This window comes from Pseudarthrobacter defluvii (assembly GCF_030323865.1).
GTDB lineage: Bacteria > Actinomycetota > Actinomycetes > Actinomycetales > Micrococcaceae > Arthrobacter > Arthrobacter sedimenti.
Genome location: NZ_CP066362.1, coordinates 2,955,901 through 2,979,127 on the forward strand (window position 1 = coordinate 2,955,901; position 23,227 = coordinate 2,979,127).

The 23,227-nt window shown below is 66.4% G+C and carries 23 protein-coding genes and 1 tRNA gene; 13 read left to right on the forward strand and 11 right to left on the reverse strand.

Annotation, left to right across the window (positions count from 1 at the left end; translation table 11 throughout):
• Nucleotides 1–96 precede the first annotated feature (96 nt).
• The 4 genes from rplK to JCQ34_RS13675 all read right to left on the reverse strand — a co-directional run bounded on the left by rplK (nucleotide 97) and on the right by JCQ34_RS13675 (nucleotide 2,012).
• Nucleotides 97–528, reverse strand: a complete 432-nt coding sequence (rplK, locus tag JCQ34_RS13660; RefSeq protein WP_018760472.1) for a 50S ribosomal protein L11 — start codon at nucleotides 526–528, stop codon at nucleotides 97–99.
• A 128-nt stretch (nucleotides 529–656) separates the two neighbouring features.
• Nucleotides 657–1,457, reverse strand: a complete 801-nt coding sequence (gene nusG / locus JCQ34_RS13665; protein WP_142133077.1) for a transcription termination/antitermination protein NusG — start codon at nucleotides 1,455–1,457, stop codon at nucleotides 657–659.
• Nucleotides 1,458–1,572: 115 nt separating this feature from the next.
• On the reverse strand, nucleotides 1,573–1,857 hold the full coding sequence (gene secE / locus JCQ34_RS13670; protein ID WP_286398234.1) for a preprotein translocase subunit SecE: 285 nt from the start codon (nucleotides 1,855–1,857) through the stop codon (nucleotides 1,573–1,575).
• Nucleotides 1,858–1,939: 82 nt separating this feature from the next.
• Nucleotides 1,940–2,012: transfer RNA gene (locus JCQ34_RS13675), tRNA-Trp, on the reverse strand.
• A gap of 276 nt (nucleotides 2,013–2,288) precedes the next feature.
• Between JCQ34_RS13675 and JCQ34_RS13680 the strand changes: the two genes are divergently transcribed.
• Nucleotides 2,289–3,506 carry a pyridoxal phosphate-dependent aminotransferase gene (locus tag JCQ34_RS13680; protein WP_286398236.1) on the forward strand — a complete coding sequence of 406 codons (1,218 nt, stop codon included), beginning with the start codon at nucleotides 2,289–2,291 and terminating at the stop codon, nucleotides 3,504–3,506.
• A 141-nt stretch (nucleotides 3,507–3,647) separates the two neighbouring features.
• Here the strand turns inward: JCQ34_RS13680 and JCQ34_RS13685 are convergent, their stop codons facing one another.
• Both JCQ34_RS13685 and JCQ34_RS13690 read right to left on the reverse strand, forming a co-directional pair.
• Complete coding sequence (locus JCQ34_RS13685) at nucleotides 3,648–4,352, reverse strand: LuxR C-terminal-related transcriptional regulator (RefSeq protein ID WP_286398238.1); 705 nt, start codon at nucleotides 4,350–4,352, stop codon at nucleotides 3,648–3,650.
• Entirely contained in the window at nucleotides 4,349–5,728 is a 1,380-nt protein-coding gene (locus tag JCQ34_RS13690) for an ATP-binding protein (protein ID WP_286398239.1), read from the reverse strand. Before JCQ34_RS13690 ends, JCQ34_RS13685 begins: the two co-directional genes overlap by 4 nt.
• 125 nt (nucleotides 5,729–5,853) lie before the next feature.
• Between JCQ34_RS13690 and JCQ34_RS13695 the strand changes: the two genes are divergently transcribed.
• From JCQ34_RS13695 to JCQ34_RS13715, 5 genes are all read left to right on the forward strand, one after another.
• Nucleotides 5,854–7,524: a PspC domain-containing protein gene (locus tag JCQ34_RS13695; protein ID WP_286398240.1), complete on the forward strand. Its 1,671-nt coding sequence runs from the start codon at nucleotides 5,854–5,856 to the stop codon at nucleotides 7,522–7,524.
• A gap of 1 nt (nucleotide 7,525) precedes the next feature.
• Nucleotides 7,526–7,780, forward strand: coding sequence for a hypothetical protein (locus JCQ34_RS13700; RefSeq protein WP_286398242.1), 255 nt, complete (start codon nucleotides 7,526–7,528; stop codon nucleotides 7,778–7,780).
• Nucleotides 7,781–7,783: 3 nt separating this feature from the next.
• Nucleotides 7,784–8,041 (forward strand): PspC domain-containing protein, encoded by a 258-nt coding sequence (locus JCQ34_RS13705; RefSeq protein WP_142133071.1) that lies wholly within the window; start codon nucleotides 7,784–7,786, stop codon nucleotides 8,039–8,041.
• Nucleotides 8,042–8,270: 229 nt separating this feature from the next.
• Nucleotides 8,271–9,296 carry an ATP-dependent 6-phosphofructokinase gene (locus JCQ34_RS13710; RefSeq protein WP_286398244.1) on the forward strand — a complete coding sequence of 342 codons (1,026 nt, stop codon included), beginning with the start codon at nucleotides 8,271–8,273 and terminating at the stop codon, nucleotides 9,294–9,296.
• Nucleotides 9,297–9,342: 46 nt separating this feature from the next.
• Nucleotides 9,343–10,059, forward strand: a complete 717-nt coding sequence (locus tag JCQ34_RS13715) for a GNAT family N-acetyltransferase (protein ID WP_286398246.1) — start codon at nucleotides 9,343–9,345, stop codon at nucleotides 10,057–10,059.
• Here the strand turns inward: JCQ34_RS13715 and JCQ34_RS13720 are convergent.
• The 5 genes from JCQ34_RS13720 to JCQ34_RS13740 all read right to left on the reverse strand — a co-directional run bounded on the left by JCQ34_RS13720 (nucleotide 10,021) and on the right by JCQ34_RS13740 (nucleotide 14,748).
• Nucleotides 10,021–11,574: a DHA2 family efflux MFS transporter permease subunit gene (locus JCQ34_RS13720; protein ID WP_286398248.1), complete on the reverse strand. Its 1,554-nt coding sequence runs from the start codon at nucleotides 11,572–11,574 to the stop codon at nucleotides 10,021–10,023. The genes JCQ34_RS13715 and JCQ34_RS13720 overlap by 39 nt on opposite strands.
• A gap of 51 nt (nucleotides 11,575–11,625) precedes the next feature.
• Nucleotides 11,626–12,051, reverse strand: a complete 426-nt coding sequence (locus JCQ34_RS13725; RefSeq protein WP_286398250.1) for an ankyrin repeat domain-containing protein — start codon at nucleotides 12,049–12,051, stop codon at nucleotides 11,626–11,628.
• Entirely contained in the window at nucleotides 12,051–13,133 is a 1,083-nt protein-coding gene (locus JCQ34_RS13730) for a YgfZ/GcvT domain-containing protein (RefSeq protein ID WP_286398252.1), read from the reverse strand. The genes JCQ34_RS13725 and JCQ34_RS13730 overlap by 1 nt, the downstream gene beginning before the upstream one ends.
• A gap of 65 nt (nucleotides 13,134–13,198) precedes the next feature.
• A complete protein-coding gene (locus JCQ34_RS13735) occupies nucleotides 13,199–13,807 on the reverse strand; it encodes an FABP family protein (protein WP_142133067.1) in 609 nt (202 codons plus the stop codon).
• A gap of 173 nt (nucleotides 13,808–13,980) precedes the next feature.
• A complete protein-coding gene (locus tag JCQ34_RS13740) occupies nucleotides 13,981–14,748 on the reverse strand; it encodes a permease (protein WP_286398254.1) in 768 nt (255 codons plus the stop codon).
• 341 nt (nucleotides 14,749–15,089) lie between these two features.
• On the opposite strand from JCQ34_RS13740, the gene JCQ34_RS13745 reads away from it, so the two are divergent.
• From JCQ34_RS13745 to JCQ34_RS13775, 7 genes are all read left to right on the forward strand, one after another.
• On the forward strand, nucleotides 15,090–15,788 hold the full coding sequence (locus JCQ34_RS13745; protein ID WP_018769102.1) for a winged helix-turn-helix transcriptional regulator: 699 nt from the start codon (nucleotides 15,090–15,092) through the stop codon (nucleotides 15,786–15,788).
• A 33-nt stretch (nucleotides 15,789–15,821) separates the two neighbouring features.
• Nucleotides 15,822–16,790: a mycothiol synthase gene (mshD, locus tag JCQ34_RS13750; RefSeq protein WP_286398257.1), complete on the forward strand. Its 969-nt coding sequence runs from the start codon at nucleotides 15,822–15,824 to the stop codon at nucleotides 16,788–16,790.
• Between the two features lie 131 nt (nucleotides 16,791–16,921).
• The gene (locus tag JCQ34_RS13755) at nucleotides 16,922–19,171 is read left to right on the forward strand and encodes an RNA degradosome polyphosphate kinase (RefSeq protein ID WP_286398259.1); all 2,250 of its coding nucleotides are present in this window, start codon (nucleotides 16,922–16,924) and stop codon (nucleotides 19,169–19,171) included.
• Between the two features lie 8 nt (nucleotides 19,172–19,179).
• A complete protein-coding gene (locus tag JCQ34_RS13760; RefSeq protein WP_286398261.1) occupies nucleotides 19,180–20,148 on the forward strand; it encodes an NUDIX hydrolase in 969 nt (322 codons plus the stop codon).
• Nucleotides 20,149–20,265: 117 nt separating this feature from the next.
• Complete coding sequence (locus tag JCQ34_RS13765; protein WP_286398263.1) at nucleotides 20,266–21,864, forward strand: hypothetical protein; 1,599 nt, start codon at nucleotides 20,266–20,268, stop codon at nucleotides 21,862–21,864.
• Nucleotides 21,842–22,645 carry a thymidylate synthase gene (locus tag JCQ34_RS13770; protein ID WP_286398265.1) on the forward strand — a complete coding sequence of 268 codons (804 nt, stop codon included), beginning with the start codon at nucleotides 21,842–21,844 and terminating at the stop codon, nucleotides 22,643–22,645. Before JCQ34_RS13765 ends, JCQ34_RS13770 begins: the two co-directional genes overlap by 23 nt.
• Nucleotides 22,642–23,226: a dihydrofolate reductase gene (locus JCQ34_RS13775; RefSeq protein ID WP_286398267.1), complete on the forward strand. Its 585-nt coding sequence runs from the start codon at nucleotides 22,642–22,644 to the stop codon at nucleotides 23,224–23,226. The genes JCQ34_RS13770 and JCQ34_RS13775 overlap by 4 nt, the downstream gene beginning before the upstream one ends.
• Nucleotide 23,227 lies beyond the last annotated feature (1 nt).

Below are 23,227 nucleotides of genomic sequence, written 5' to 3' on the forward strand. Positions count from 1 at the left end.
GCCGGATGGCCAACATTTGAATTTTGTTGGTGCCGGTTTCCCGGCGGTGCCGCCCGTCGTCGTCAATTACCTGACGCTGGACAGCGGTAAGGGCTACTAGCCCTCGACGGTGATGCCCATGGAGCGGGCGGTGCCGGCGATGATCTTCGCTGCGCCTTCGAGGCTGGTGGCGTTGAGGTCTTCCATCTTGGTGGAGGCGATCTCGTTGACCTGGGCCTGGGTCAGCTTGGCAACCTTGACGGTGTGCGGGGTGGATGAACCCTTGGCAACGCCTGCAGCCTTCTTGATGAGCTCTGCAGCCGGCGGGGTCTTGGTAATGAACGTGAAGGAGCGGTCCTCGTAGACCGTGATTTCCACGGGGATGACGTTTCCGCGCTGGGCTTCCGTTGCAGCGTTGTACGCCTTGCAGAATTCCATGATGTTGACACCGTGCTGGCCAAGCGCAGGACCGATCGGCGGGGCCGGGTTGGCGGCACCTGCCTGGATCTGCAGCTTGATGAGGCCGGTGACCTTCTTCTTGGGAGCCAATGTAGGGTCCTTCTCTCAATAACGTCCTGGGGCACAGGAGCGTGCCTCAGGTTTTTGGCCGCCATGGCAAGGCGGCCGGCCGTTCCGGTGCCGCTAAGCGGGCGGCGCCGGGACGAATTCTAGGATTCTCAGATCTTGGTGACCTGGTTGAACGCGAGGGTGACAGGCGTTTCGCGCTCGAAGATGGAGACCAGCACCACGAGGGTCTGGGACTCGGGCTTGATCTCGGAGATCGTGGCGGGAAGGGTCTCGAACGGGCCTTCCTTGACGATGACGGACTCGCCGACCTCGAAGTCCACGGCCACGGGAGCCTGGTTCTGCTTGTTGACCGGCTTGCCCTTCTCGGCCTGCTCTTCTTCGAAGACAGGAGCGAGCATGGAGAAGACCTCGTCCAGGCGCAGCGGGACCGGGTTGTGTGCGTTGCCGACGAAGCCGGTGACGCCCGGGGTGTGCCGGACGGCGCCCCAGGAAGCGTCGGTCAGGTCCATGCGGACCAGGACGTAGCCGGGGATGCGGACGCGGTTGATCACCTTGCGCTGGGCGTTCTTGATCTCCACGACTTCTTCCATGGGAACCTGGATTTCGAAGATGTAATCTTCCATGTCCAGGGTCTGGATGCGGGTTTCAAGGTTGGCCTTTACGCGGTTTTCGTAACCGGCGTAGGAGTGGATGACGTACCAGTCACCTTCCTGGCGGCGCAGCTTGGCCTTGAATTCCTCGGCCGGGTCTGCAGCTGCAGTGGCGGCCGCGGCGGCAAGGGCGTCGGTCTCTTCGTCGCCGGCTTCTGCGTCTGCGTCGGCAACGTCGGAGGCGGCGTCGTCGGATTCGGGCGCGGAGGACTCAACCTCGGACTCTTCGCCGGCTTCTGCCGTGACGTCCGGGGATTCTTCCAGCCCAGTCTCGGTTACCTCGAGCTCCTGCTCAGACACTTGGTCTCCTGCTTCCTCATTGCCTAACATGCCTATTTAAATGGCTCAATTCCGCACACCGGTGCATCCTTCCCGGTTTCCCGGGCGGAACACGCGGCCTGCGGACCGTGCAGCCTTAGCTGTCCTTGGAGCCGGTACCGCCGAAGATCCAGCTGACAGCGGTTCCAAAACCTATGTCCAGCAGGCTGACGATGACCATCATGATGGCCACGAACACCAGCACCACGAGCGTGTAGTTGATCAGTTCCTTGCGGGTGGGGGCAACGACCTTCTTCAGTTCGCCGATGATCTGGCGGACGAAAAGTGCAATGCGGGCGAAGAAGCTTGCCTTGGCTTCCTTCTTAGCTGGGCGGCCCTTGGAGCTGCTGGCAGCTGTTTCGGTCACCTGGTCCTCGCTCATCTTTGCAATGGTGGATTACCCGGCCCTGATCAGAACCATGGTTGCTGCGCCTGTTCCGGGCTTTCGCCCGGAACAGCTTGCGCAGGGCAGACAGGACTCGAACCTGCAACCTGCGGTTTTGGAGACCGCTGCGCTACCAATTGCGCCACTACCCTATGGAGTGAATGCCACTCTTTGACGACCCAACACCAGTTCGAACTGGGGCACACGTCATCATCCGTGTTTCAACACCGGTGAACCAGTCTACGCAAGAACTTCGCGTAGGTAAAACCAGCCCGTTCCGGCCCGTCCGAACCACCGGCCTGAAACCTGCTGCGCGGGGCAGTCATAAATCAAAACCGGCACCCCGGAGGGTCCGGTGAACAGCATAGAGTAGAAATCGTCGAATCCACATTCCAGCCTCCGGGCTGCAAGCGAAGAACGGACCTGCCATGTCTGCCGCCCGCGTTTCCCAACGCATTTCCGCCATTGCCGAATCCGCAACCCTGGCCGTTGATGCCAAGGCCAAGGCGCTGAAGGCAGCTGGCCGGCCGGTGATTGGCTTCGGTGCGGGCGAACCGGACTTCCCCACCCCGGACTACATCGTCCAGGCAGCCATTGAGGCTGCGGGCCAACCCAAGTTCCACCGCTACTCCCCCGCCGGCGGGCTGCCCGAGCTGAAGAAGGCCATCGCCGAAAAGACCCTGCGCGATTCGGGCTACAAGGTTGACCCGTCACAGGTGCTGGTGACCAACGGCGGCAAGCAGGCCGTGTACAACACGTTCGCCACCCTGGTGGATCCGGGCGACGAAGTCCTTGTGCCTGCCCCGTTCTGGACCACCTACCCGGAAGCCATCCGGCTTGCCGGCGGCGTCCCCGTGGAGGTCTTCGCCGGTCCGGAACAGGACTACCTGGTGACGGTCGACCAGCTCGAAGCAGCCGTGACTGACCGCACCAAGATCCTGCTGTTCGTCTCGCCGTCGAACCCAACGGGCGCTGTCTACTCCCCGGAACAGGTGGCGGAGATTGGCAAATGGGCCGCCGCCAAGGGCCTGTGGGTGGTCACGGACGAGATCTACGAGCACCTGACCTACGACGGCGTCCCCTTTACCTCCATCGCCACCGCTGCCCCGGAACTGGGCGACAAGGTGGTCATCCTCAATGGCGTGGCCAAGACTTATGCCATGACCGGCTGGCGCGTGGGCTGGATGATCGGCCCCACCGACGTCATCAAGGCGGCCACCAACCTGCAGTCGCACGCCACCTCCAACGTGTCCAACATCATGCAGATAGCCGCCCTCGCCGCTGTCTCCGGGCCGCTGACCGCCGTCGACGAGATGAAGGTGGCCTTCGACCGCCGACGCAAGGCCATCGTCGCCGGCCTGAACGCGATCGAGGGAGTGGAATGCCCGACGCCGAAGGGCGCCTTCTACGTGTACGCGGACGTCCGCGCGCTGCTGGGCAAGGAATTCCCGACGGCGTCCGGCACCGCCACGCCGCAGACCTCCGCCGAGCTGGCCTCGCTGATCCTCGACGAGGTTGAGGTGGCAGTGGTTCCGGGCGAGGCCTTCGGACCCTCCGGCTTCCTGCGCCTGTCCTACGCTCTGGGCGACGACGACCTCGCCACCGGTGTGCAGCGCCTGCAGGACTTCCTCGGCAAGGCACAGTAGGACGCCCGCTCACTTTTGGCAGGGACAAACCAAACGCCCGCTCACTTTCTTGGGGAAAGTGAGCGGGCGTTTGGATTTAAGCCGCCAAAGGTGATGGGGCGTTGGGAAAATGGCTGCCAAAAGTGATGGAGCAACTTTGGTTTAGAGGAGGCGGCGCTCCGCGGCCCACTTGGTCAGTTCGTGGCGGCTGGAGAGCTGGAGCTTGCGCAGCACTGCTGACACGTGGGTTTCCACGGTCTTGATGCTGATGAAGAGTTCCTTGGCCACTTCCTTGTAGCTGTAACCGCGGGCTATGAGCCGCATCACCTCGAGTTCGCGGGCGGAGAGCTTGTCCAGTTCATCGTCGGCGATGTCCGCCGGGGCGGTTCCGAAGGCGTCCAGGACGAACCCGGCAAGGCGGGGCGAAAAGACGGCATCGCCGCCGGCCACGCGGAACACGGCGTCTGTGATCTCGGCGCCGGAGATGGTCTTGGTGACGTAGCCCCGGGCACCGGCGCGGATCACGGCCACCACGTCCTCGGCCGCATCGGAGACGCTCAGGGCCAGGAAGCGCGTGGTGGACAGCAATGCCGCGGAACCGGCGATGACTTCCCGGCCGCCGCCGCCAAGGCCGCCGGGCAGGTGTACGTCCAGGAGGACGACGTCGGGCCGCTGTTCCGCGATCACGGCGATGGCCTGTTCAACAGTGGCGGCCTCCCCCACCACCTGGATGCTGGCGTCGAGGTCGGCTTTCAGGCCGGACCGGAAGATGGCATGGTCATCCACGATGACCACCCGCACGGAATTAGCGGGGCGGCCGCTTCCGGCACCTGTCCCGGGTGCACCTGTCCCCTGGGTCGTGTTCATGATTTCCCTTCCGCATGTTCTGCTGCAGCCGGCAGCTTGAGCCGGACCTCGGTGCCGTCCCCCGTGCTGAGGATGGCAGCCGAACCACCGTGGCGTTTCATCCTGCCAACAATCGATTCCCGCACACCGAGCCGGTCCGCCGGTACGTCGCCCAGCTCGAAGCCGGGCCCCCTGTCCTTGATGAAGATCTCTGCCTGCCCGTCCGAAGCCTCAAGGTAGACCGAGACGGTGCCGCCGCCGTGGCGTGACGCGTTGAGCATAGCCTCGCGGCTGGCCTGGACCAGGGCTTCGTGTGCCTCCGTCATGGCCGCATCACCAACGGTGACCACCTCCACGGCGTTGCCCAGCAGGTCCTCCACCTCGGCGGCAACCGCCTTGATGCGGTCTGAGAGTTGCCCGCTTTCGCGGCCCGGGTCCTGGAACAGCCAGCCCCGCAGCTCACGTTCCTGGGCGCGGGCCAGGCGGACGACGTCGTGCTCATTCCCCGCCCGCCGCTGGATCAGGGCGAGCGTCTGCAGCACGGAATCGTGGAGATGGGCAGCGATCTCCGCCCGTTCCGTCTCCCGGATCCTGCCGGCCCGCTCAGCCTCCAGGTCGCGCCAGAACTTCAGCGCCCACGGCAGCAGGACCAGCACCACCCCGCCCAGCACGGCCACGGAGGCAAGCAGCGCGAGCCACGTCTGTTCCCACGATCCGGAGCCGGAGACCATCACCAGCACGCCGGCCACCACCAGGGCCAGTCCGGCGGCGAGCCGCCCCCATCCGCCGGCTTGGTCCGCCTTGGTCTTGTCCACCAGTCCGGCGCGCCGGGTTTCGTCCAGTTGCATCCAGGCGATGGAGGCGCCGCCCAGAACGGCGGCGGCGGGGATCAGCGTGCCGAGGGAGACGTCCACGCCCAGCAGCTGGGCAATCATGATTCCGGCCACCAGCAGGAGCCCGCAGCCCAGGAGGATTTCCTTGCCGTACCGCATGCCGCGCACCCGGAACCATGGTGGGGCGGCGGATGCCGGGCCGTCAGGGACGGAACCGTCGGCTCCTGTTGGCGTCCCGGCGTCGGGCGCTGCTCCCTGCGCCGGATAGCCCGGGGTGGCCGGGCCCTGAATCGGCTGGCCCGGCATTGGCTGGCTTACGGCCGGGGCAATGGGCGACGCCGGGCGGCGGGCATTGCGGCGGGCGGCCTCATCCGCCGTGGGAACCATGATCCACAGCCACGCGTAGAAGACCAGGCCTGCACCGCCAGCGAAGGAGGCGAGAACCATGCCCAACCGGACGTTCTTGACCGGCCAGCCCAGGTGAGCGGCCAGGCCCGAACACACCCCGGCGATGACACGGTCGCTGCTCCGTGCCAGGGGCGGGCGTGCCGGGAGGGTTGTCATGGATCAATCCAAGCACGGATCAGGGTGGCCCGGACCGCATCCGGCCTGTTCCCGGGGACAGCTCAGGGACGGTTCAGGGTTTCCCCCAGTAGAGCGGCAACCGGCCCGGACGGGAGGATCGAGGTATGAACTCGCAGACTCCCTCCCCCGACGACGAACACCCTGCCGAACCTCTCCCTGAAGGGCCGCGAGGTACGGGCAGCGAGCGGCCCACCGAGCCGCTGGCATCTTCCGATTCGACGCCCCCTGCGCCTGCGCCGGATCCCTCCGCTGGAGATAGTGCAGGTTCGGGCCCTGGTGCTGATGTGAACCCCGGCGCTGCTCCCGGCAACGGATACGCCTTCCAAAACAGCCCGCCTCCAGCCCCTTCCACGGACTTCTTCGGCTGGATCCGCAGTCACGGTATCTACCGGGGCAACGACCGGTGGATCGGCGGCGTGTGCAGCGGCATCGCCCACCGGCTGAATGTGGACCCCATCATCATCCGCGGCGTCTTCATCGTCCTGACCCTCTTGGCCGGCATCGGCGTACTGCTCTACGGCCTGGCATGGGCCTTCCTTCCGGAGCCGGATGGCAGGATCCACGTGCAGGAAGCCGGCGCCGGGCGCTGGTCAAGCGGCATGACGGGCTCCCTGATCGCCACCGTCCTGGGACTAACGGGCCTGGGTGGAGGGTTCTGGGGGTGGAGCCACAACGGGCTGAGCGGCCTGCTGTGGACCGTCTTCTGGGTGGGCGGCGCGATCTACCTGGTCTACTACCTCTCCCAGCGCAACAAGGCCCACCCCACTGTGGCCGGCCACGGACCAGTCCACGGTACGACCCACCCCATGGGACACTCCGGCAGGGGCTACACGTCATCCTTCTCCGCCGGCACGGTTCCGGCACCGGCACCTGGCCAACCTTCGGCGTCCGGCAGCGGTGCGCCTACCTACGGCGGGGCGCCTACCTATGGCAGTGCGCCCACCTATCCCGGTGGCACGGGGTCCAGCCAAGGCGGCTACGGCACCACAGGCGCGGGAACCGGCAGCGGGTATGCCGGCACCGTTCCCCCGGGCAGGGTCCCCGGCGCAGGTGCACCCGGCGGTGGCTCACCGGGCGGCCCCGGCAGCGGAGTACCCGGCGGAAGCAGCTACCCCGCCCCGTGGGTCCCGCCGCGGCCGCCAAAGCCCCGGCCGTCCGGTCCCGGCGCCCCGGCCGTCGCCATCGCAACCGGCTGCGCCCTGCTGGTGGGCGGCGGGCTCAAGGCACTGGACGCCGCCAACCTCATCCACCTGGGCGGGTCCGCAAACGCCATTGTGTGGGCCAGCGCGGCCGCGGTCCTGGGCCTGGGCATCCTGGTGGCGGGCTTCCGCGGCCGGACCGCGGGCATCCTAAGCCTCTTCGCCGTCATCGCCCTTGTTACCGGTGGCGTCTACAACACGGTGGACGACGGCCGGATGCGCTTCCAGCAGGTGGACTGGAACCCGGCAAGCATCGAAGAGGCGCGCGGGGGCATCGACATCACCGCTGGCCGCGGAACCGTGGACCTCACGGGCCTCTCCCCAACCGCCCCCCTGACGTCCGACGTCGTGGTTCCCCTGGACATCACCGCCAGCAACGTGACCGTGGTGATCCCGCAGAACCTGCCCGTTGATATCAAGGCGGACATGACCATGGGCAACCTGAACGAAGGAAGCGGCCAGCGCGGCGGCACCACCACCCGCGAAAGCAGCTACAACACGGACAGGCCGGGCAACCGCCTGGTGGTGCAGATCGACGGCACCTTCAGCAACGTCACCATCCAGGAAGGGAACTGACATGGACAGCAGCAACATCACGACGACGGAACCGGGCACCGGGGGCCCGGCACCTGCCAGGGTGGGAACGGTGGTGTGGGGACTGATCGTCCTGGCACTGGCGGCACTGATCATCGTGGCGCAACTGGGCATCGTCACCCTCAACGGCACCTACGTCCTGATCGGCCTCATGATCGGGGCGGGCGTGGCCTTGGTGGTGGGCGGCCTGCTCTCCGCGCGGAAACGTGACAACGAACCAACTACAGGGAAGTCTTGAACCATGGATAAGTTCTTCAGCATTGTCAGGGGCTTTGGCCTGAAGCGCGGCCCGCAGCGCTGGCTTGGCGGGGTGCTGGGTGGCATCGCGGCGCAGCTAAACGTTGACGTAGCCTACGTGCGCATCGCGTTCCTGCTGTTCTGCCTGCTCCCCGGACCCGCCGTGATCTTCTACCTCCTGGCATGGATCATCATTCCGGACCAGCGCAACGAGATCCTGCTCCAGACGTTCCTGGACCGCCGGTCGCTCAACCGGCCCTGACCAGCCCCTGACCCGGCGCTGAAACAGACCCGGCTTCCACCGACCGGACCAAGGCCCGTGCCTGACGCGGATGTTCCGCCCAGGCAGGGGCCTTTCGCTGTTCTCCGGTTCTTGACAGCGCACCCTTATGTAACCGGTTTGTGTCGTACCCCACACACCCCACTACACTTCTAGGTGAGCTCAGCGTGGCGCTCTGCCTGTAAACCTTCTCCCAGGATTTGAGCCGAACATGAAAATTGGAATCCTCACCAGCGGTGGCGACTGCCCCGGATTGAACGCCGTCATCCGAGGCGCGGTGCTGAAAGGCATCGCCGTCCATGGCCAGGAATTCGTCGGCTTCCGCGATGGCTGGCGCGGCGTGGTGGAGGGCGACATCATCGACATCCCCCGCACCATGGTCCGCGGCATCGCCAAGCAGGGCGGCACCATTTTGGGCACCTCCCGCACCAACCCGTTCGAAAACGGTGGCGGCCCCGAGGCCATCAAGGCCCATATGGACCGGCTGGGCATCGACGCGATCATCGCCATCGGTGGTGAGGGAACCCTGGCTGCCGCCAAGCGCCTGACCGACGCCGGCCTGAAGATCGTCGGCGTCCCCAAGACGGTGGACAACGACCTCGACGCCACCGACTACACCTTCGGTTTCGACACCGCAGTCCAGATTGCCACCGAGGCCATCGACCGCCTACGCACCACCGGTGAATCGCACCACCGCTGCATGATCGCCGAAGTGATGGGCCGGCACGTGGGCTGGATCGCCTTGCATGCCGGCATGGCCGCCGGCGCCCACGCCATCCTTATCCCGGAGCAGAAGATCAGCATCGAGCAGATCACCGAATGGGTCAAGGAAGCCCAGCACCGTGGCCGTGCGCCCTTGGTGGTGGTGGCCGAAGGATTCGTGCCGGAACACATGGAGAGCCCGCACTCCGAGCGCGGCCTGGACACCTTCGGCCGGCCCCGCCTGGGCGGCATCGCCGACCAGCTTGCCCCCGAACTCGAAGCCCGAACCGGCATCGAAACCCGCGCCACCATCCTGGGCCACATCCAGCGCGGCGGCGTCCCGTCCGCCTTCGACCGTGTCCTCGCGACCCGGTTGGGCATGGCCGCCATCGACTCCGTGGTGGAGGGCTACTGGGGCACCATGGTGGCGCTCAAGGGCACCGACATCCGCCACGTGGCCTTCGAGGAAGCGCTGGGCCAGCTCAAGACCGTCCCGCAAAACCGGTACGACGAAGCTGCAGTCCTGTTCGGTTAGGCCTGTCCGTTCGGCTAAGCCCCCCGGGCCGCCCTAGGCTGGGACCATGACACTCGATCCCGGCTCTGCGGCCATTATCCAGCTTGCTTGGGCGCGCCGGCTGGGCCTTGACGACGACGCTTTCGGTGACGCTTTGGCGTCCGGGAAAAGGATTGTCCGCGCCGACGAATCGTGCCGCACCGTGGAGTTCGTGCGGTTGTTCGGGAGTTCTGCGCTGGTGGGCCCGCAGAGCGTGATCGATGCCGCTGCGGACATCCCTGATGAACAAATGGCCCACCACGTCACGCTCCTGAAACTGACCAGGGAACGCGGCGGCCACGGGCTGGGTGCAGCTGCCCTGTTCTTCGCGGACGACCTGCCGCTTCAGCAGCCGTCCGAGGAACTGACCGTCTCGCACGGCAACCCCGAGGCGATCGAGCTGGAAGGACGCTGCCCGCCGGACGACGTCAACGAAGTGGGCCTTTCCGACCTGGAGAACCGCTTCACCATCGTGCATCAGCTGGACGGCAGGCGGGTGCCCCTGGCCTGCGGTGCCTACGGGGAATGGGAAGGCCTGCTGGCCAACATGGGCGTGCTGGTGGATCCTGAGTGGCGCCGCCGGGGCCTGGGCGCACTGGCTGGGTCCATCGCGGCCCACGAGGCACTCGCCGCCGGGCTGACCTTGCAATGGCGCGCGGATGTCAGCAGCACCGGATGCCTGGCACTTGCCCGGAAACTCGGCCTCTCAGCCGGCGGAATCCAGACCAGCGTCCACCTTCGCTGACGCCTGGCCACCGTCCTGGCCCTGGGCCCCGGCGCCCAGCCGGCCCTGGCTGCTCCAGCCCTGGACCGGCTGGGGCTTGGCGAAGAACAACGCAACCGCCGCCCCCACCAGGATCACCCCGGCGGGCAGCAGGATGGACTGGCCCATCGCCGTCGAAAATCCACTGTGGAGGAACTCGGGCAGCGAGCCGCCCATCGCAAGGCCTTCGCCGGCCGCCCCGCCGGGCCCTCCCTGGGGCAGCTCGGCGGCGAGCCGGGACTGGATCAGCACGGCAATGGCGGCGCTGCCCAGGACCGCGCCGATCTGGCGGGTGGTGTTGTAGACGCCTGACCCGGCGCCGGCCTGGCGCGGGGGCAGGTTCCGGGTGGCCGTGGTGCTCAGCGGAGCCCAGATGCCGGCGTTGGCGAAGCCCAGGACAGCGCTGGGGAGCAGGAACATCAGGATGGGTGTGTCGGGCTGCATCAGTGCCGAGTTCCAGAGCAGCGCCACCGCCATCAGCACCAGGCCGGTGGCCGTAATGAATTTCGGGTTGACCCGGTCCACCAGCTTGCCCACCACCGGGGCAAGTCCGCCGGAGATCAGCGCCATGGGCACCATCATGAGGGCCGATTGCGTGGGGGTGAGGCCACGGACCAGCTGGTAGTAGAAGATCAGCGGCAGGCTGAAGGCCGTCACCGTGAAGCCCACGGTGGTGATGCCGATGTTGGCGAGGGAGAAGTTCCGGTCCCGGAACAGGCCCAGCGGCAGCAGCGGCTCGCCCTTGTTGAACCGCTGCCATGCGACGAAGGCGGCCAGCACCACGATGCCGGCAATGATCAGGCCCCACACGCTGATGGGACCGGCGATGGTGCCCCAGTTGTAGGTTTCGCCCTCCTGGATGCCGAACACCAGCAGGAACAGCCCGACGGCGCTGAGCAGTACGCCGGGGATATCGAACCGGTGCGGGTGGGTGCTGAGGGCCGGCACGTTGCGCAGCGCCAGGATGAAGCCCACGACGCCGACGGGAACGTTGATGAAGAAGATCCACTCCCAGCCAAGGCCGTCCACCAGGACACCGCCGAGGATGGGGCCCACCAGGGTGGCCATGCCGGCAGTTGCGCCCCAGACGGCCATGGCTGAACCGCGGCGGTCCGGCGGGAAGATCCGGGTGATGACGGCCATGGTCTGCGGGGTCATCATCGCCGCGCCAAGGCCTTGCAGGACGCGGGCGGCAATCAGGATCCGGACATCACCGGACAGGCCACACCACAGTGAAGCGAGGGTGAAGACAACCAGGCCGGTGAGGTAGAGCTTCTTCGGACCGAACCTATCGCCCAGGCGGCCGGTGATCAGCAGCGGGACGGCGTATGCCAGCAGATAGGCGCTGGTCACCCAGATCACCGCGTTGATGTCGGCGTGCAGGCCTTCCATAATGCGGGGGTTGGCCACGGACACGATGGTGGTGTCGATCAGGATCATGAAGAACCCGATCACCAGGGACCACAACGCCGGCCAGGGCTTTTCTACGTTTTCCACTCGGTCATCCTTTTGAAGTTGTGGCTGTGCCGCGGGGGGCACGGGGTGAGGCTAGCCCAGCAGGTCCAGGATCTCCGTGCGGGCAAACATTTGCGCGGCGGCACGGGCCGACGGCGCACCGGCGTCCGGATCCGCTCCGGCGCCCAGCAGGACCCGGGCCACGTCCGTGTAACCCTTGAATGCCGCACCGGCGAGGGGTGTCTGCCCCCGGTCGTTGGCGGTGTTGGCGTCGGCCCCGTGCTGCAGGAGCAGCTCAACGGTGCCGGCGTGGCCATGGTACGCGGCCAGCATCAGCAGGGAATCCCCCGCAGCGTTCGTCATGGTGGCGGGGGCGCCGGCGTCCAGGTAGGCACCCAGCAGCGCACTGTTGCCCTCCCGCGCAGCCTGGAAGAGCGCATGCGCCAAAGCCAGCGCGTCGTCGTCGGGCCTTTCCGCTGCCTCTGTCCCAACGTGGACGGGCGTGGTGTTTTCGGTCATCAGCGTGGCCCCCTCAGGAATCCGGTCTGGCGCCCCACAACCTGGCCGGCGTCGGGGCCGACGATGAGTTCCTGGGCGGCTGGATACGGCTCGTCGCCGTCCAGGACCGTCAGTATCTCATCGGGGGCAACGGAACGCTTTATGACCGCCAGGGCCACGGGCCCCATCTCGTAGTGCTGCACCACGGAAGTCACGGTCCCTACTTTCCGCTCCCCCGCCAGGACCGGGCTGCCGGCGGCGGGCAGGGTGTGCTGCGAGCCGTCCAGCTGCAGGAAGACCAACCGGCGCGGTGGATGGCCCAGGTTGTGGACGCGGGCGATGGTTTCCTGCCCCTTGTAGCAGCCCTTGGCCAGATGCACGGCGGTGCGCAGCAGGTCCAGTTCGTGCGGAATGGTCTTGTCATCGGTTTCGGCGCCGATCCGGGGGCGCCAGGCGGCGATGCGCAGGGCCTCGGCGGCGAGCACGCCTGCCAGCGGGCGGCTGGCAACGGCGTCCTCCAGTTCGGCGGCAGGGACGAGGTACTCGAACCAGGGCCGGTCCACGCCTGGATGGTTCTCTTCGGAAACAGTTGCGTAAGAGTAGCCGCCGGCGCCCACGTGCGGCCACGGGTCCTGCCAGGCGAGGTGGCCGGACCATTCGGGCACGGCACGGGTGCTGCCCACAACGGCCCAGTCCGCCGAAACGTCGGCGATCTCCACCCGCAGCATGAACTTCATGCGGTTGAGGTACTCAGCCAGCGGCGCGGCCTCGGCGGCCTCCACGATCAGCCAGGTGGTCCCGCCGTCGTCAACCACCCGGGCGTCGAAGTCGATGCGGCCCTGGACGCTCAGGAGCAGCAGCTCGCTGGACTCGCCGGGCTTGAGGGCTGCCACCTGCTGGGAGGACAGGGTGTTGAGCCAGCTCAGCCGGTCCGGTCCGGTGACGGTAACCACGCCGCGGTGGGAAAGGTCGACGACGGCGGATCCGGCTGCGAGGGCGCGCTGCTCGCGCAGCGGCTCACCGTAGTGGGCGGCGACACCGGCGTCAGGGCCGGCGGCCTCGACGGCGCCGGGTCGCGACAACAAAGGGCTGGGCGTAGTCATATGAAGTAGAAGTCCTCACGGGTCTGCGGTATTCCGGGTTCCCTGGAATTAGGGTGGAACCCTGCTCAGGAAACGCGGTGCAGGAACGCGGAGGCGTGGGCCTCCAACCCCTTACCGGCTTCACCGCCGGTGGCAACGTCCCACCGCCACAACAGGTTGCCGTCCACCAGCCCGAAGATCCGGGTGGCCGCGCTGTAGTCCTTGGAGTGGCTGCCGCGCATCACCATGTCGGTGGTCAGCTGGATCTGCGGGCCCTTGATCTGCCCGTAGTACAGCTCCGAGATCCCGCCCGGGTGCGAAATTGACACGGAGATGTCGAAGCCGCCGTCCTTGTTCCGCAGCGCTTCCACTTCGTCGGCGCTCTTCAACACCGGCACGATGTCTGCCGGCACCAGGCCGGGACCGCCGTCGGCATCCAACTGCTTGCGCTCCAGTGCCCAGAAACCTGTCTCGACGGTCAGCGGCCGCAGCCGCGTCCCTTCGTCGTCGGTCAGCCAGCTTTCGGCGCGGTACTGAAGGTACGGCAGGCCGTTATGGGTAAACGAAACGTGCTGCAGGAAGTGTTCGGAATCCTCGTCGCCGCTGCCGAGGCGGCCGCGGCCCTCCCACTCACCAATGAGCCAGGAAAGGGGGACGAGTTCTGGGGTCAGGTCTGTAGGAATCTCAATAGGCATTGGTCTTACCTCCAGATGCGGCTGGCTCCGGAAAGGGGGTGGCTACTTCTGGCCCTTGAAGAGGCGGTAGACCACGAAACCGGCGAACCAGGCCATGGACAGGCTCGCGATGCCGAGCAGGACAAGGAAGAAGATTTCAAAAGCAAGTACGGACATGGTGCCATCCTAACCCGTTAGTAGATGAGTAGTTTGTCGATGAAGTAGGCGAGGGACCCCACGGCCGAAACCGGGGCAAGGCCCATGCTCAGTGCGGCGGGGATGTTCAGTGGGGCGCCGCGGAGTGTGGCAAGGCGGCGGAAGCTGGCCAGGACCGCGCCGACCACCACGCCGAAGACGGCGGCCGGCAGGACGGCGATATCGGACAGGACCAGTCCGGCCAGCGGACCTGCCAGTCCGGCCAGCACCACTCCCAGCGGCGCCACGATGCTGTCCGGCCAGCGGATGAGCCCGGCAAGCAGGGCCACGGCCGCGCTGATCGCCGCCACCAGGAGCATCTCGCGGACGCCGTTAAAGCGGGCGCCGGCGATCCAGCCCGCTCCCAGGCAGGACAGCAGGACGCCTGCGCAGCATCCGAGGGTGGATTCCAGCCGCTGCGCCTGGCCGGTGCCGCGGATCAACTGCACTACGAAGACGGCCATCATCCCCAGCGCCACAAATGTCGGTGTCCAGTCCAGGTACCCCGGGGCCGGGGCCAGGCCGGCGGCTACTGCCGAGGCCGCGCCGGGCAGGGCGATCACGGCGGCAAGGGTCTTCTTGGCGGGGATGCGCAGGAAGTGCGGCCAGCCAATACCCACAGCCGCGGCGATCAGGATGCCGACGGCCACGAGCGCCTCCGGTGAGGCATAGACCCCGGCGATGATGGCGATGAGCCCGGCGATCCCAACGACGCCGACGGTCCATGAACCAAGCGAACGCGCGGGTGCCTGCAATTCAGCCGTCATGCGCGGCCCGGCCTGTGCTTCGTCGGTGCACTCACTGCGCTGGTTTCCCATCCTGGCGTTCGGCCGGAAGGCTGGTCCGCCCCCTCATGGCAGGGCTGGTCAGCCCTGGTTCAATCCTGCCTTATGTGAACCGGATATGTCGCAAATCGAGCCTGTTCATGGCCGCAATCTGTGGCCGGAAGGGACCCGCCGGGTATACTCAAGGATCAGCTACGCTCCCTGCTGAGGTGGCTGGCCGGCGGCGTGCTGACGGTCCAAAAACCTCCTGCAGGAAGCCAGTACCGGCCGGTGAGAAACCGGTTCAGTCGCCCAATGATGCGCGGACGGCCCTTGGAGGAACAATGTCGCACATCCTGTTACTGACCAACAGCACCGGCTCTTCGGTGGACATCCTGCCTGCCCTCGAACTGCTGAACCACCGGGTCCATATCCTGCCCGCCGAACCCACTGCCCTGCTGGAAACGGACCCCTGCGACATCGTCCTGCTGGACGCCCGCAAGGACCTGGTGGGCGCCCGTTCCCTCACCCAACTCCTCAAAGCCACCGGCCTCAGCGCCCCGTTGGTGCTGATCCTGACCGAAGGCGGCATGGCCGCAGTCTCCTCAGCCTGGGCTGTTGACGATATCGTCCTTGATTCCGCCGGTCCCGCCGAGGTGGAGGCCCGCATCCGGCTGTCCGTTGCCCGTGCCGTCCCGGAACAGGAAGACGCTCCAAGCGAAATCCGCGCCGCCGGCGTCATCATCGACGAAGCCAGCTACACCGCCCGTGTGAATGGGGCGCCACTGAACCTGACCTTCAAGGAGTTCGAGCTCCTGAAGTACCTTGCGCAGCACCCCGGCCGCGTCTTCACCCGCCAGCAGTTGCTCACCGAAGTCTGGGGCTACGACTACTACGGCGGCACCCGCACCGTGGACGTCCACGTCCGGCGCCTGCGGGCCAAGCTTGGGGCGGATCACGAGAACCTCATCAGCACTGTAAGGAACGTCGGCTACCGGCTCACTCTGGTCCGGCAGCAGGAAGACGAACTCACCGAAGCCTGAGCCGCGGCCCGCGTCGACGTATAGCCTTGGCTCATGACTCCAGCGCATCCGCAGAAGTGGCCCGTCCATGTTGTCCGTGGCGGTGTTGACCAGCAACTCCTGAAAGACTGCCGGGATCTCCTGGCCGCCGCCGAGGAATCGGACGGCAACCCCTCCATTTCCGAGCAGACCCTGGTGACCATGCGTGCCGGGGATTCCGCGGAGCACACGCTGCTGACACTGGCCCTGTACGCGCCGGACGAGGACTCCGATCCCGCCACCGCACAGGACCTGGCAGGTTTCGCTGTGGTGGTCGAAGAGCCGGACGGCAACGGCATCCTGGAAATTGCCGTCCACCCCTCCTACCGGAACCAGGGAGTGGCGGACCGGCTGGTGGGCGCGCTCAAGGAAGTGCGCGGCTTCGACGGGCTGAAAGCCTGGTCCCATGGGAACCATGAGGCCGCTGCCGACCTTGCCTCCCGCTACGGTTACGCGCCCGTGCGCGAGTTGTGGAAGATGCGGATGACGACGGCGGGAGCGGACCTGCCCGACGCCGGCCTGCCGGAGGGTGTGGCCATCCGCACCTTCGCGCCGGGCAAGGATGAGGATTCCTGGCTGGCCGCCAACCGGGCGGCGTTTGCCCACCACCCGGAACAGGGCAACCTGACCAGGGCCGACCTCGAGGCGCGCATGGCGGAAGACTGGTTTGATCCCGCCGGGTTCTTCCTGGCCGAGGACCGGGATGGCCGGCTGCTGGGCTACCACTGGACGAAGGTCCACCCGCGGCATGGTGCGCATCCGGCCATCGGCGAGGTGTATGTGGTGGGAGTGACACCGCAGGCGCAGGGCATGGGCCTGGGCAAGGCCCTGACGATTGCAGGCATCAAGCACCTCCGCGACACGGGATTGAATGCCGTCATGCTCTACGTCGATGCGGACAACGCCGCGGCGGTGGCCCTGTACCGGCGGCTGGGTTTCACCCGGTGGGACATGGACGTCATGTACGGCCCGGCGGCGGGCTGAAGAGGGCGGCCCCGACTGACGCCGTCACCGCGCAAAACAAGGGCCGTGGCGCCAGTGAATGCTTGTAAGGTTGAAAGGGAGCCGCGCGGGGCGGAAGCGCCGGCACCAGAGCGCCAGCAAAAGGAGCAGCCATGAACCCGGAACCTTCCGGAACAGCCACGTCCCAGGATGTTGCGGTGCCTGTCAGGGCACGCTTCGGCTCCTCCGAGGTACCGGCATCCAGGGCAACCCAGGACCGGATCGACATCCCGGAGTTCGCGCCGAACCTGCAGCCGGAGGGTGACATCCGCCCGGACCGGTTCCTGGACCGGGAGCTGAGCTGGCTCGCCTTCAATTCCCGGGTGCTGGAGCTGGCCGAGGACCCCACCCTGCACCTGCTGGAGCGCGTCAATTTCCTGTCCATCTTCGCCTCCAACCTGGACGAGTTCTTCATGGTCCGCGTGGCCGGCCTCAAGCGCCGCATCGCCACCGGGCTCGCCGTCCCCTCCCCGGCCGGGCTGAGCCCCGTCGAGGTACTGGAGAGCATCAGCGAGGAAGCCCACCGGCTCCAGGCGCGGCACGCCCAGGTCTATGCGGACCAGATCCGGCCAGCGCTGGCGTACGAGCACATCCACCTCATGCAGTGGGGCGAACTGGACGGTGCCGCCCAGCAGCAGCTCAGCGCCATGTTCGCGGAAAAAGTCTTCCCCATCCTCACCCCCCTGGCCGTTGACCCGGCACATCCCTTCCCTTACATTTCGGGCCTGTCGCTGAACCTGGCCGTGGTGGTCCGGAACCCCGTCAGCGACAAGGAACTCTTTGCCCGTGTCAAGGTCCCGGACCAGCTGCCGCGGCTGATCTCCATCGATGGTCCCCGCGCCGGTGCGGTGCCCGGCCGGGTTGCCCGGTTTATTGCGCTTGAGGAAGTCATTGCCGTCCACCTGGACAAGCTGTTCCCGGGCATGGAGGTCCTGGAGCATCACACCTTCCGCGTCACCCGCAACGAGGACGTGGAGGTGGAAGAGGACGACGCCGAAAACCTCCTGCAGGCACTGGAGAAGGAACTCCTGCGCCGCCGCTTCGGGCCGCCGGTTCGGCTTGAAGTCACCAATGACATCAACCCCAACATCCGGGCGCTCCTGATCCGGGAACTGGGCGTGGAGGAATCCGAGGTGTACTCGGTGCCAGCTCCGCTGGACCTCCGGGGATTGTCGGTCATTGCCGGCATCGACCGGGCCGACCTGCACTACCCCAAGCACGTCCCGCACACCTCCAGGTACCTGAACGAGTCCGAGACCTCCAAGGCCGCGAACGTGTTCGCCGCCATGAGGCGCCGGGACATCCTGCTGCACCACCCCTACGACTCGTTTTCCACCTCGGTGCAGGCGTTCCTGGAACAGGCTGCGGCGGACCCGAAGGTCCAGGCCATCAAGCAGACCCTGTACCGCACGTCCGGCGACTCCCCCATCGTTGATGCCCTGATCGACGCCGCCGAGGCCGGCAAACAGGTCCTGGCCCTGGTGGAGATCAAGGCGCGCTTTGATGAGCAGGCCAACATCTCCTGGGCCCGCAAGCTGGAGCAGGCCGGCGTGCACGTTGTGTACGGCATCGTGGGCCTGAAGACACACTGCAAGCTGTCGCTGGTGGTCCGCCAGGAAGTGGACGGGCTGCGCCGCTACTGCCACATCGGCACGGGCAACTACCATCCCCGCACGGCGCGGTACTACGAGGACCTGGGCCTGCTGACCGCCAACGAGCAGGTGGGCGAGGACCTCTCCAAGTTGTTCAACCAGCTCTCCGGCTACGCACCGAAGTCCACCTTCAAGCGGCTCCTGGTGGCCCCCCGTTCCGTCCGGTCGGGACTCATCGACCGGATCGAGACCGAGATCCGCAACGCCCATGCGGGAGTGCCGGGGCACGTGCAGATCAAGGTGAACTCCATGGTGGACGAAGCCATCATCGACTCGCTCTACCGCGCGTCGCAGGCGGGGGTGAAGGTGGACGTGGTGGTCCGCGGCATCTGCTCCCTGCGCCCCGGCGTTCCCGGCCTGAGCGAGAACATCACGGTCCGTTCCATCCTGGGCCGGTTCCTGGAGCACTCGCGGGTGTTCGCCTTCGCCAACGGTGGTGACCCGGTGGTGTACATCGGCTCCGCTGACATGATGCACCGGAACCTGGACCGCCGGGTGGAGGCTCTGGTCCAGTTGGCAAGCCCGGACGACATCACCTACGTCCTTGACCTCATGCGGCGCTACATGGACCCGGAAACCTCCAGCTGGCACCTGGACAACGAGGGCCACTGGACCCGGCACCACCTGTCCGAGGACGGCAAACCGCTTGAAGACGTCCAGTCCTGGCTGCTGGCATCCCGGCCGCGGCAACGCAGCCTGAGCCGGCGATAGGCAGCCGCGTGTCGAGCGATGCACTCGTAGCTGACCAAACTGACCACCCGGGGGAACCTGTAGCCGTCACCGCTGCGGGGGCCATCCCGTGGCGGATCAACAAGGACCGCCTTGAAGTCCTGCTGATCCACCGGCCCCGCTACGACGATTGGTCCTGGCCCAAGGGAAAGATCGACGCCGGCGAGACGGTCCCTGAATGCGCTGTCCGTGAAGTATGGGAGGAAATCGGCCTCCGGGCGCCGCTGGGCATACCGCTGCCGCCCATCCACTACCACGTTACGTCGGGCCTCAAGGTGGTCCACTACTGGGCGGTCAAGGTCAACGGCACCACCCTGGTGCCGGACGGCAAGGAGGTGGACAGCGTCATGTGGTGCGCCCCCGAAAAGGCCGCCCGCCTGCTGTCCAACCCGTCCGACGTCGTCCCCCTTGAATACCTGCGGGACGCACACGAACGGGGCGCGCTGGACACCTGGCCGCTGCTGGTTCTGCGGCATGCAAAGGCCAAACCGCGCTCATCCTGGAGCAAGGCCGAGGGCGAGCGTCCGCTCGCAGCCACCGGCACCCGGCAGGCGCAGGCTGTCGGCAGGCTCCTGCAGGCGTGGAAGCCGATGCGGGTGGTCACCAGCCCGTGGCTGCGCTGCGTCGCCACCGTTGCTCCGTACGCACGGGCCACGGGTGCCAAGGTGAAGCTGGCCGAAGGCCTGACCGAGCACAAGCACCAACGCAGTCCGAAGAAGACGGCCGCCGTCATTGAGTCCCTGTTCGACAAGCAGCGCCCGGTGGTGGCCTGCACGCACCGGCCTGCCCTGCCGACCGTGCTCAAGCAACTGGCGGAACACATGCCGTCGCACCTCGCAAAGCTGCTGCCGGCGCACGAGCCGTACTTGTCACCCGGCGAAGTGGTGGTGTGCCACGTGGCCTTGGGCGGCAGGAAACGTGTTGTGGCAGTGGAACAGTTCAAGCCCTTCGATGACTAGGTCCTGCCGGTCCGGGTTGACCTAACGGTTCTGCCAGCCTTGACTTAGTAAACGACGCACACTTTTGGGGGAAAAGTGCAGGCTGCCACGACCTTAGTTTTCCAGGATATTCCGCCAGTGGCCCTTTTCTGGCCGTTCCTGCTCAGCGGTGCCGTCTTCCTCCTGCTCCGTTACCTGATTCGCGGTACACGCGGCCATGATGTCACCACGGCGGTATCCCGGCATGCGTTCTGCGTCGGACTGATTGGCTGGCTGGTTAGTTCACTGCTCCCGGCGGCCAACGCGGGGATTCTTCCCGTCCCGGGAACCGCCAATCGACCGGTTGAGACTTTGCCGGCGCTTGCGTGGCCGGTTCTCGGTTGCCTGATTGTGCACATCCTCGGCCAACTGAGCTACCCCAGGGCCCAGTTGATGCCCGTGCGGCCTGGGGCTGGCCGAGGCATCCGGCAATTCCTGCCCCGCCGCCTGTTTTGGACCGTTACGGCCATCTTCATGCTTTCCGCCGCGCAAATCGGATGGACATCCACGCTGTCCGGCTTCGCCGCCCATCGCTACGGCTCACGTCCGGACGGTTCCGGTGGCTATGTCACCTTCGGCGGGGAAGGCCGGATTCCCGGCGTCGAACTCGCGGCCTACCTTGGCGGGGCGCTGCTGGTGCTGGCCGCTGGAACCTTGGCTGTGCTGGCACTGATCGCCCGCCGGCCGCCGTTGGCTGGACTGGCCGCCCATGCTGATGGGCTGCTTAGAACCATTTCCATGAACCGGCTCCTGCGGACGGTCGCAACAGTTGCTGCAGGCCTGGCGGCCATCGCGGGCAACCATTCAGCCCGCCCCGATCCTGCCACCGGACCGGCTAACTGGTTCAACCCTGCCGGGGCCCTGAACCTGGCCGTCCTGCTGTTGATGCTGTCATGGGCCCCGCCCAATCTTTCCGGGATATCGCCGGCCCGGAGACATGGCGGCGCCGGGTCGCAGCCGGCCACGAAACTGACTGTCTCCGTAGGTGCGGTCATGGGACTGGCCGCATTCCTGCCTGTACCCGCAGCAATCTTTGTCCCGGGAGCGGCAACCGGGCATCCCGCCCTTTTAGTGGCCGCTTCAGCTACCTCGGTCCTGGCGGTTGTATCCCTCGGCGAGCTACTGATGCACCGGAATTACGGGACCGCACGCGAGCCCCGCCACTGGCCGCGCCAAACGGTTTCGCGCACCATGACCGGCACTTTCGTTATTGCTGTGGCCATTCTTGTGGCTGTCATTTCCGTTGTGGCCTGGCGACAAGTTGAGTTGGAAGCGGAGCAGTCGTGGGAAATGACTGCCTGGACCAGCACGGTCATTGCGCTCGTATCCGGGCTTCCCCTGGTGCTGGCCCGCCGGCGCGGAAGTGTTCCGGGACCGCTCCAGGGGCTCGACAGCGCACTCCGCGCGATCACCACGCACCGTGTGGTCCGGACTGTTGCCGCGTCCTTCGCCGCCCAGGCAGGGGTGCTTCTGATGACCGCAGGTCCAAAGCTGCACCGGGCATCGCCAATTGGTCCGGAACCGTGGGACGTCGTGTGGCAGGCGGCCCCTGCCGTCGGGGTTCTTCTGGCCACGGCGGCAGTGGTGATCGCGGTGATCCCAGTTGCAGGAGTTCGCTCCCGCGGAGACGCGCCAGTTCCGCCGGCGAGCAAACCCCAGCAAGTAGACTTGAGGCGTGAGCATCCCAACGCCTTATGAAGACCTCCTGCGCGATGTCCTGGCCAACGGCACCCATAAATCGGACCGCACGGGCACCGGAACCACCAGCGTTTTCGGGCGCCAGATCCGCTTTGACCTTTCCAAGAGCTTCCCGCTGATCACCACCAAGCGCGTCCACTTCAAGTCCGTGGCGGTGGAACTCCTGTGGTTCCTGCGCGGCGAAACCAACATCAAGTGGATGACGGACCAGGGCGTCACCATCTGGAACGAGTGGGCCGATGAGGACGGCGACCTGGGCCCGGTGTACGGCGTGCAGTGGCGCAGCTGGCCCACCCCGGACGGCGGCCACATCGACCAGATCGCCGAACTCATGGAGAACCTGAAGTCCAATCCGGACTCGCGCCGGCACATCGTGTCCGCGTGGAACGTCTCCGAACTGAACGACATGGCGCTCCCTCCCTGCCACGCGTTCTTCCAGTTCTACGTGGCCAACGGCAAGCTCTCCTGCCAGCTCTACCAGCGCTCCGCGGACATGTTCCTGGGCGTGCCCTTCAACATCGCCTCCTACGCGCTGCTCACCTGCATGATCGCGCAGCAGTTGGGCCTGGAACCGGGCGAGTTCGTGTGGACCGGCGGGGATGTGCACATCTACGAGAACCACATGGACCAGGTCCTCAAGCAGCTGGAACGCGAGCCCTACGAATACCCGCAGCTGAAGATCACCCGCAAGCCGGCGTCGATCTTTGACTACACGCTGGAGGACTTCGAAGTGGTGGGCTACAAGCACCACCCCACAATCAAGGCACCGATCGCCGTATGAGCACCGAAAACTACACGGATCCCCAGTCCTTCACCGAGGAGCTCGCGGCGTCGATCACAGGCGTCGGGCTGATCTGGGCGCAGACCTCCGACGGCGTGATCGGCAAGGACGGGGACATGCCCTGGCACCTGCCCGAGGATCTCAAGCACTTCACCCGTCTTACCACCGGGCATCCTGTCATCATGGGACGCAAGACCTGGCTGTCCTTCCCGGACAAGTACCGTCCCCTGCCCGGCCGCACCAATATTGTGATCACCCGGCAGAAGAGCTGGGCCGACACGCCTGAGGCGGAGGGCGCCGTCGTGGTTCCCTCGCTGGATGATGCGCTCCTTGAGTCGCAGTTTGTCGACGGCGGCGAGACGGTGTGGATACTGGGCGGCGGCGAGGTTTTCCGCCAGTCCACCGAGCTCGCCAACGTCGCGGTGGTCACCACCATCGATGTGAAGGCCGACGGCGACACGTTCGCTCCCGAGCTTGGCCCCAGTTGGGAGGCGTCCGCCTCCGTCCCGCCGGACGGATGGCTCACGGCCGCCAACGGCACACGCTACCGATTCACCAAATGGTCACGGACCGAGGGCTAGG

What these genes read in the sequence shown, in the direction of transcription:
- secE (WP_286398234.1), bottom strand. Translation starts at nt 1,857, where the DNA reads ATGAGCGAGGACCAGGTGACCGAAACAGCTGCCAGCAGCTCCAAGGGC.
- JCQ34_RS13680 (WP_286398236.1), top strand. Translation starts at nt 2,289, where the DNA reads ATGTCTGCCGCCCGCGTTTCCCAACGCATTTCCGCCATTGCCGAATCC.
- JCQ34_RS13685 (WP_286398238.1), bottom strand. Translation starts at nt 4,352, where the DNA reads ATGAACACGACCCAGGGGACAGGTGCACCCGGGACAGGTGCCGGAAGC.
- JCQ34_RS13690 (WP_286398239.1), bottom strand. Translation starts at nt 5,728, where the DNA reads ATGACAACCCTCCCGGCACGCCCGCCCCTGGCACGGAGCAGCGACCGT.
- JCQ34_RS13695 (WP_286398240.1), top strand. Translation starts at nt 5,854, where the DNA reads ATGAACTCGCAGACTCCCTCCCCCGACGACGAACACCCTGCCGAACCT.
- JCQ34_RS13700 (WP_286398242.1), top strand. Translation starts at nt 7,526, where the DNA reads ATGGACAGCAGCAACATCACGACGACGGAACCGGGCACCGGGGGCCCG.
- JCQ34_RS13705 (WP_142133071.1), top strand. Translation starts at nt 7,784, where the DNA reads ATGGATAAGTTCTTCAGCATTGTCAGGGGCTTTGGCCTGAAGCGCGGC.
- JCQ34_RS13710 (WP_286398244.1), top strand. Translation starts at nt 8,271, where the DNA reads ATGAAAATTGGAATCCTCACCAGCGGTGGCGACTGCCCCGGATTGAAC.
- JCQ34_RS13715 (WP_286398246.1), top strand. Translation starts at nt 9,343, where the DNA reads ATGACACTCGATCCCGGCTCTGCGGCCATTATCCAGCTTGCTTGGGCG.
- JCQ34_RS13725 (WP_286398250.1), bottom strand. Translation starts at nt 12,051, where the DNA reads ATGACCGAAAACACCACGCCCGTCCACGTTGGGACAGAGGCAGCGGAA.
- JCQ34_RS13730 (WP_286398252.1), bottom strand. Translation starts at nt 13,133, where the DNA reads ATGACTACGCCCAGCCCTTTGTTGTCGCGACCCGGCGCCGTCGAGGCC.
- JCQ34_RS13735 (WP_142133067.1), bottom strand. Translation starts at nt 13,807, where the DNA reads ATGCCTATTGAGATTCCTACAGACCTGACCCCAGAACTCGTCCCCCTT.
- JCQ34_RS13740 (WP_286398254.1), bottom strand. Translation starts at nt 14,748, where the DNA reads ATGACGGCTGAATTGCAGGCACCCGCGCGTTCGCTTGGTTCATGGACC.
- JCQ34_RS13745 (WP_018769102.1), top strand. Translation starts at nt 15,090, where the DNA reads ATGTCGCACATCCTGTTACTGACCAACAGCACCGGCTCTTCGGTGGAC.
- mshD (WP_286398257.1), top strand. Translation starts at nt 15,822, where the DNA reads ATGACTCCAGCGCATCCGCAGAAGTGGCCCGTCCATGTTGTCCGTGGC.
- JCQ34_RS13755 (WP_286398259.1), top strand. Translation starts at nt 16,922, where the DNA reads ATGAACCCGGAACCTTCCGGAACAGCCACGTCCCAGGATGTTGCGGTG.
- JCQ34_RS13775 (WP_286398267.1), top strand. Translation starts at nt 22,642, where the DNA reads ATGAGCACCGAAAACTACACGGATCCCCAGTCCTTCACCGAGGAGCTC.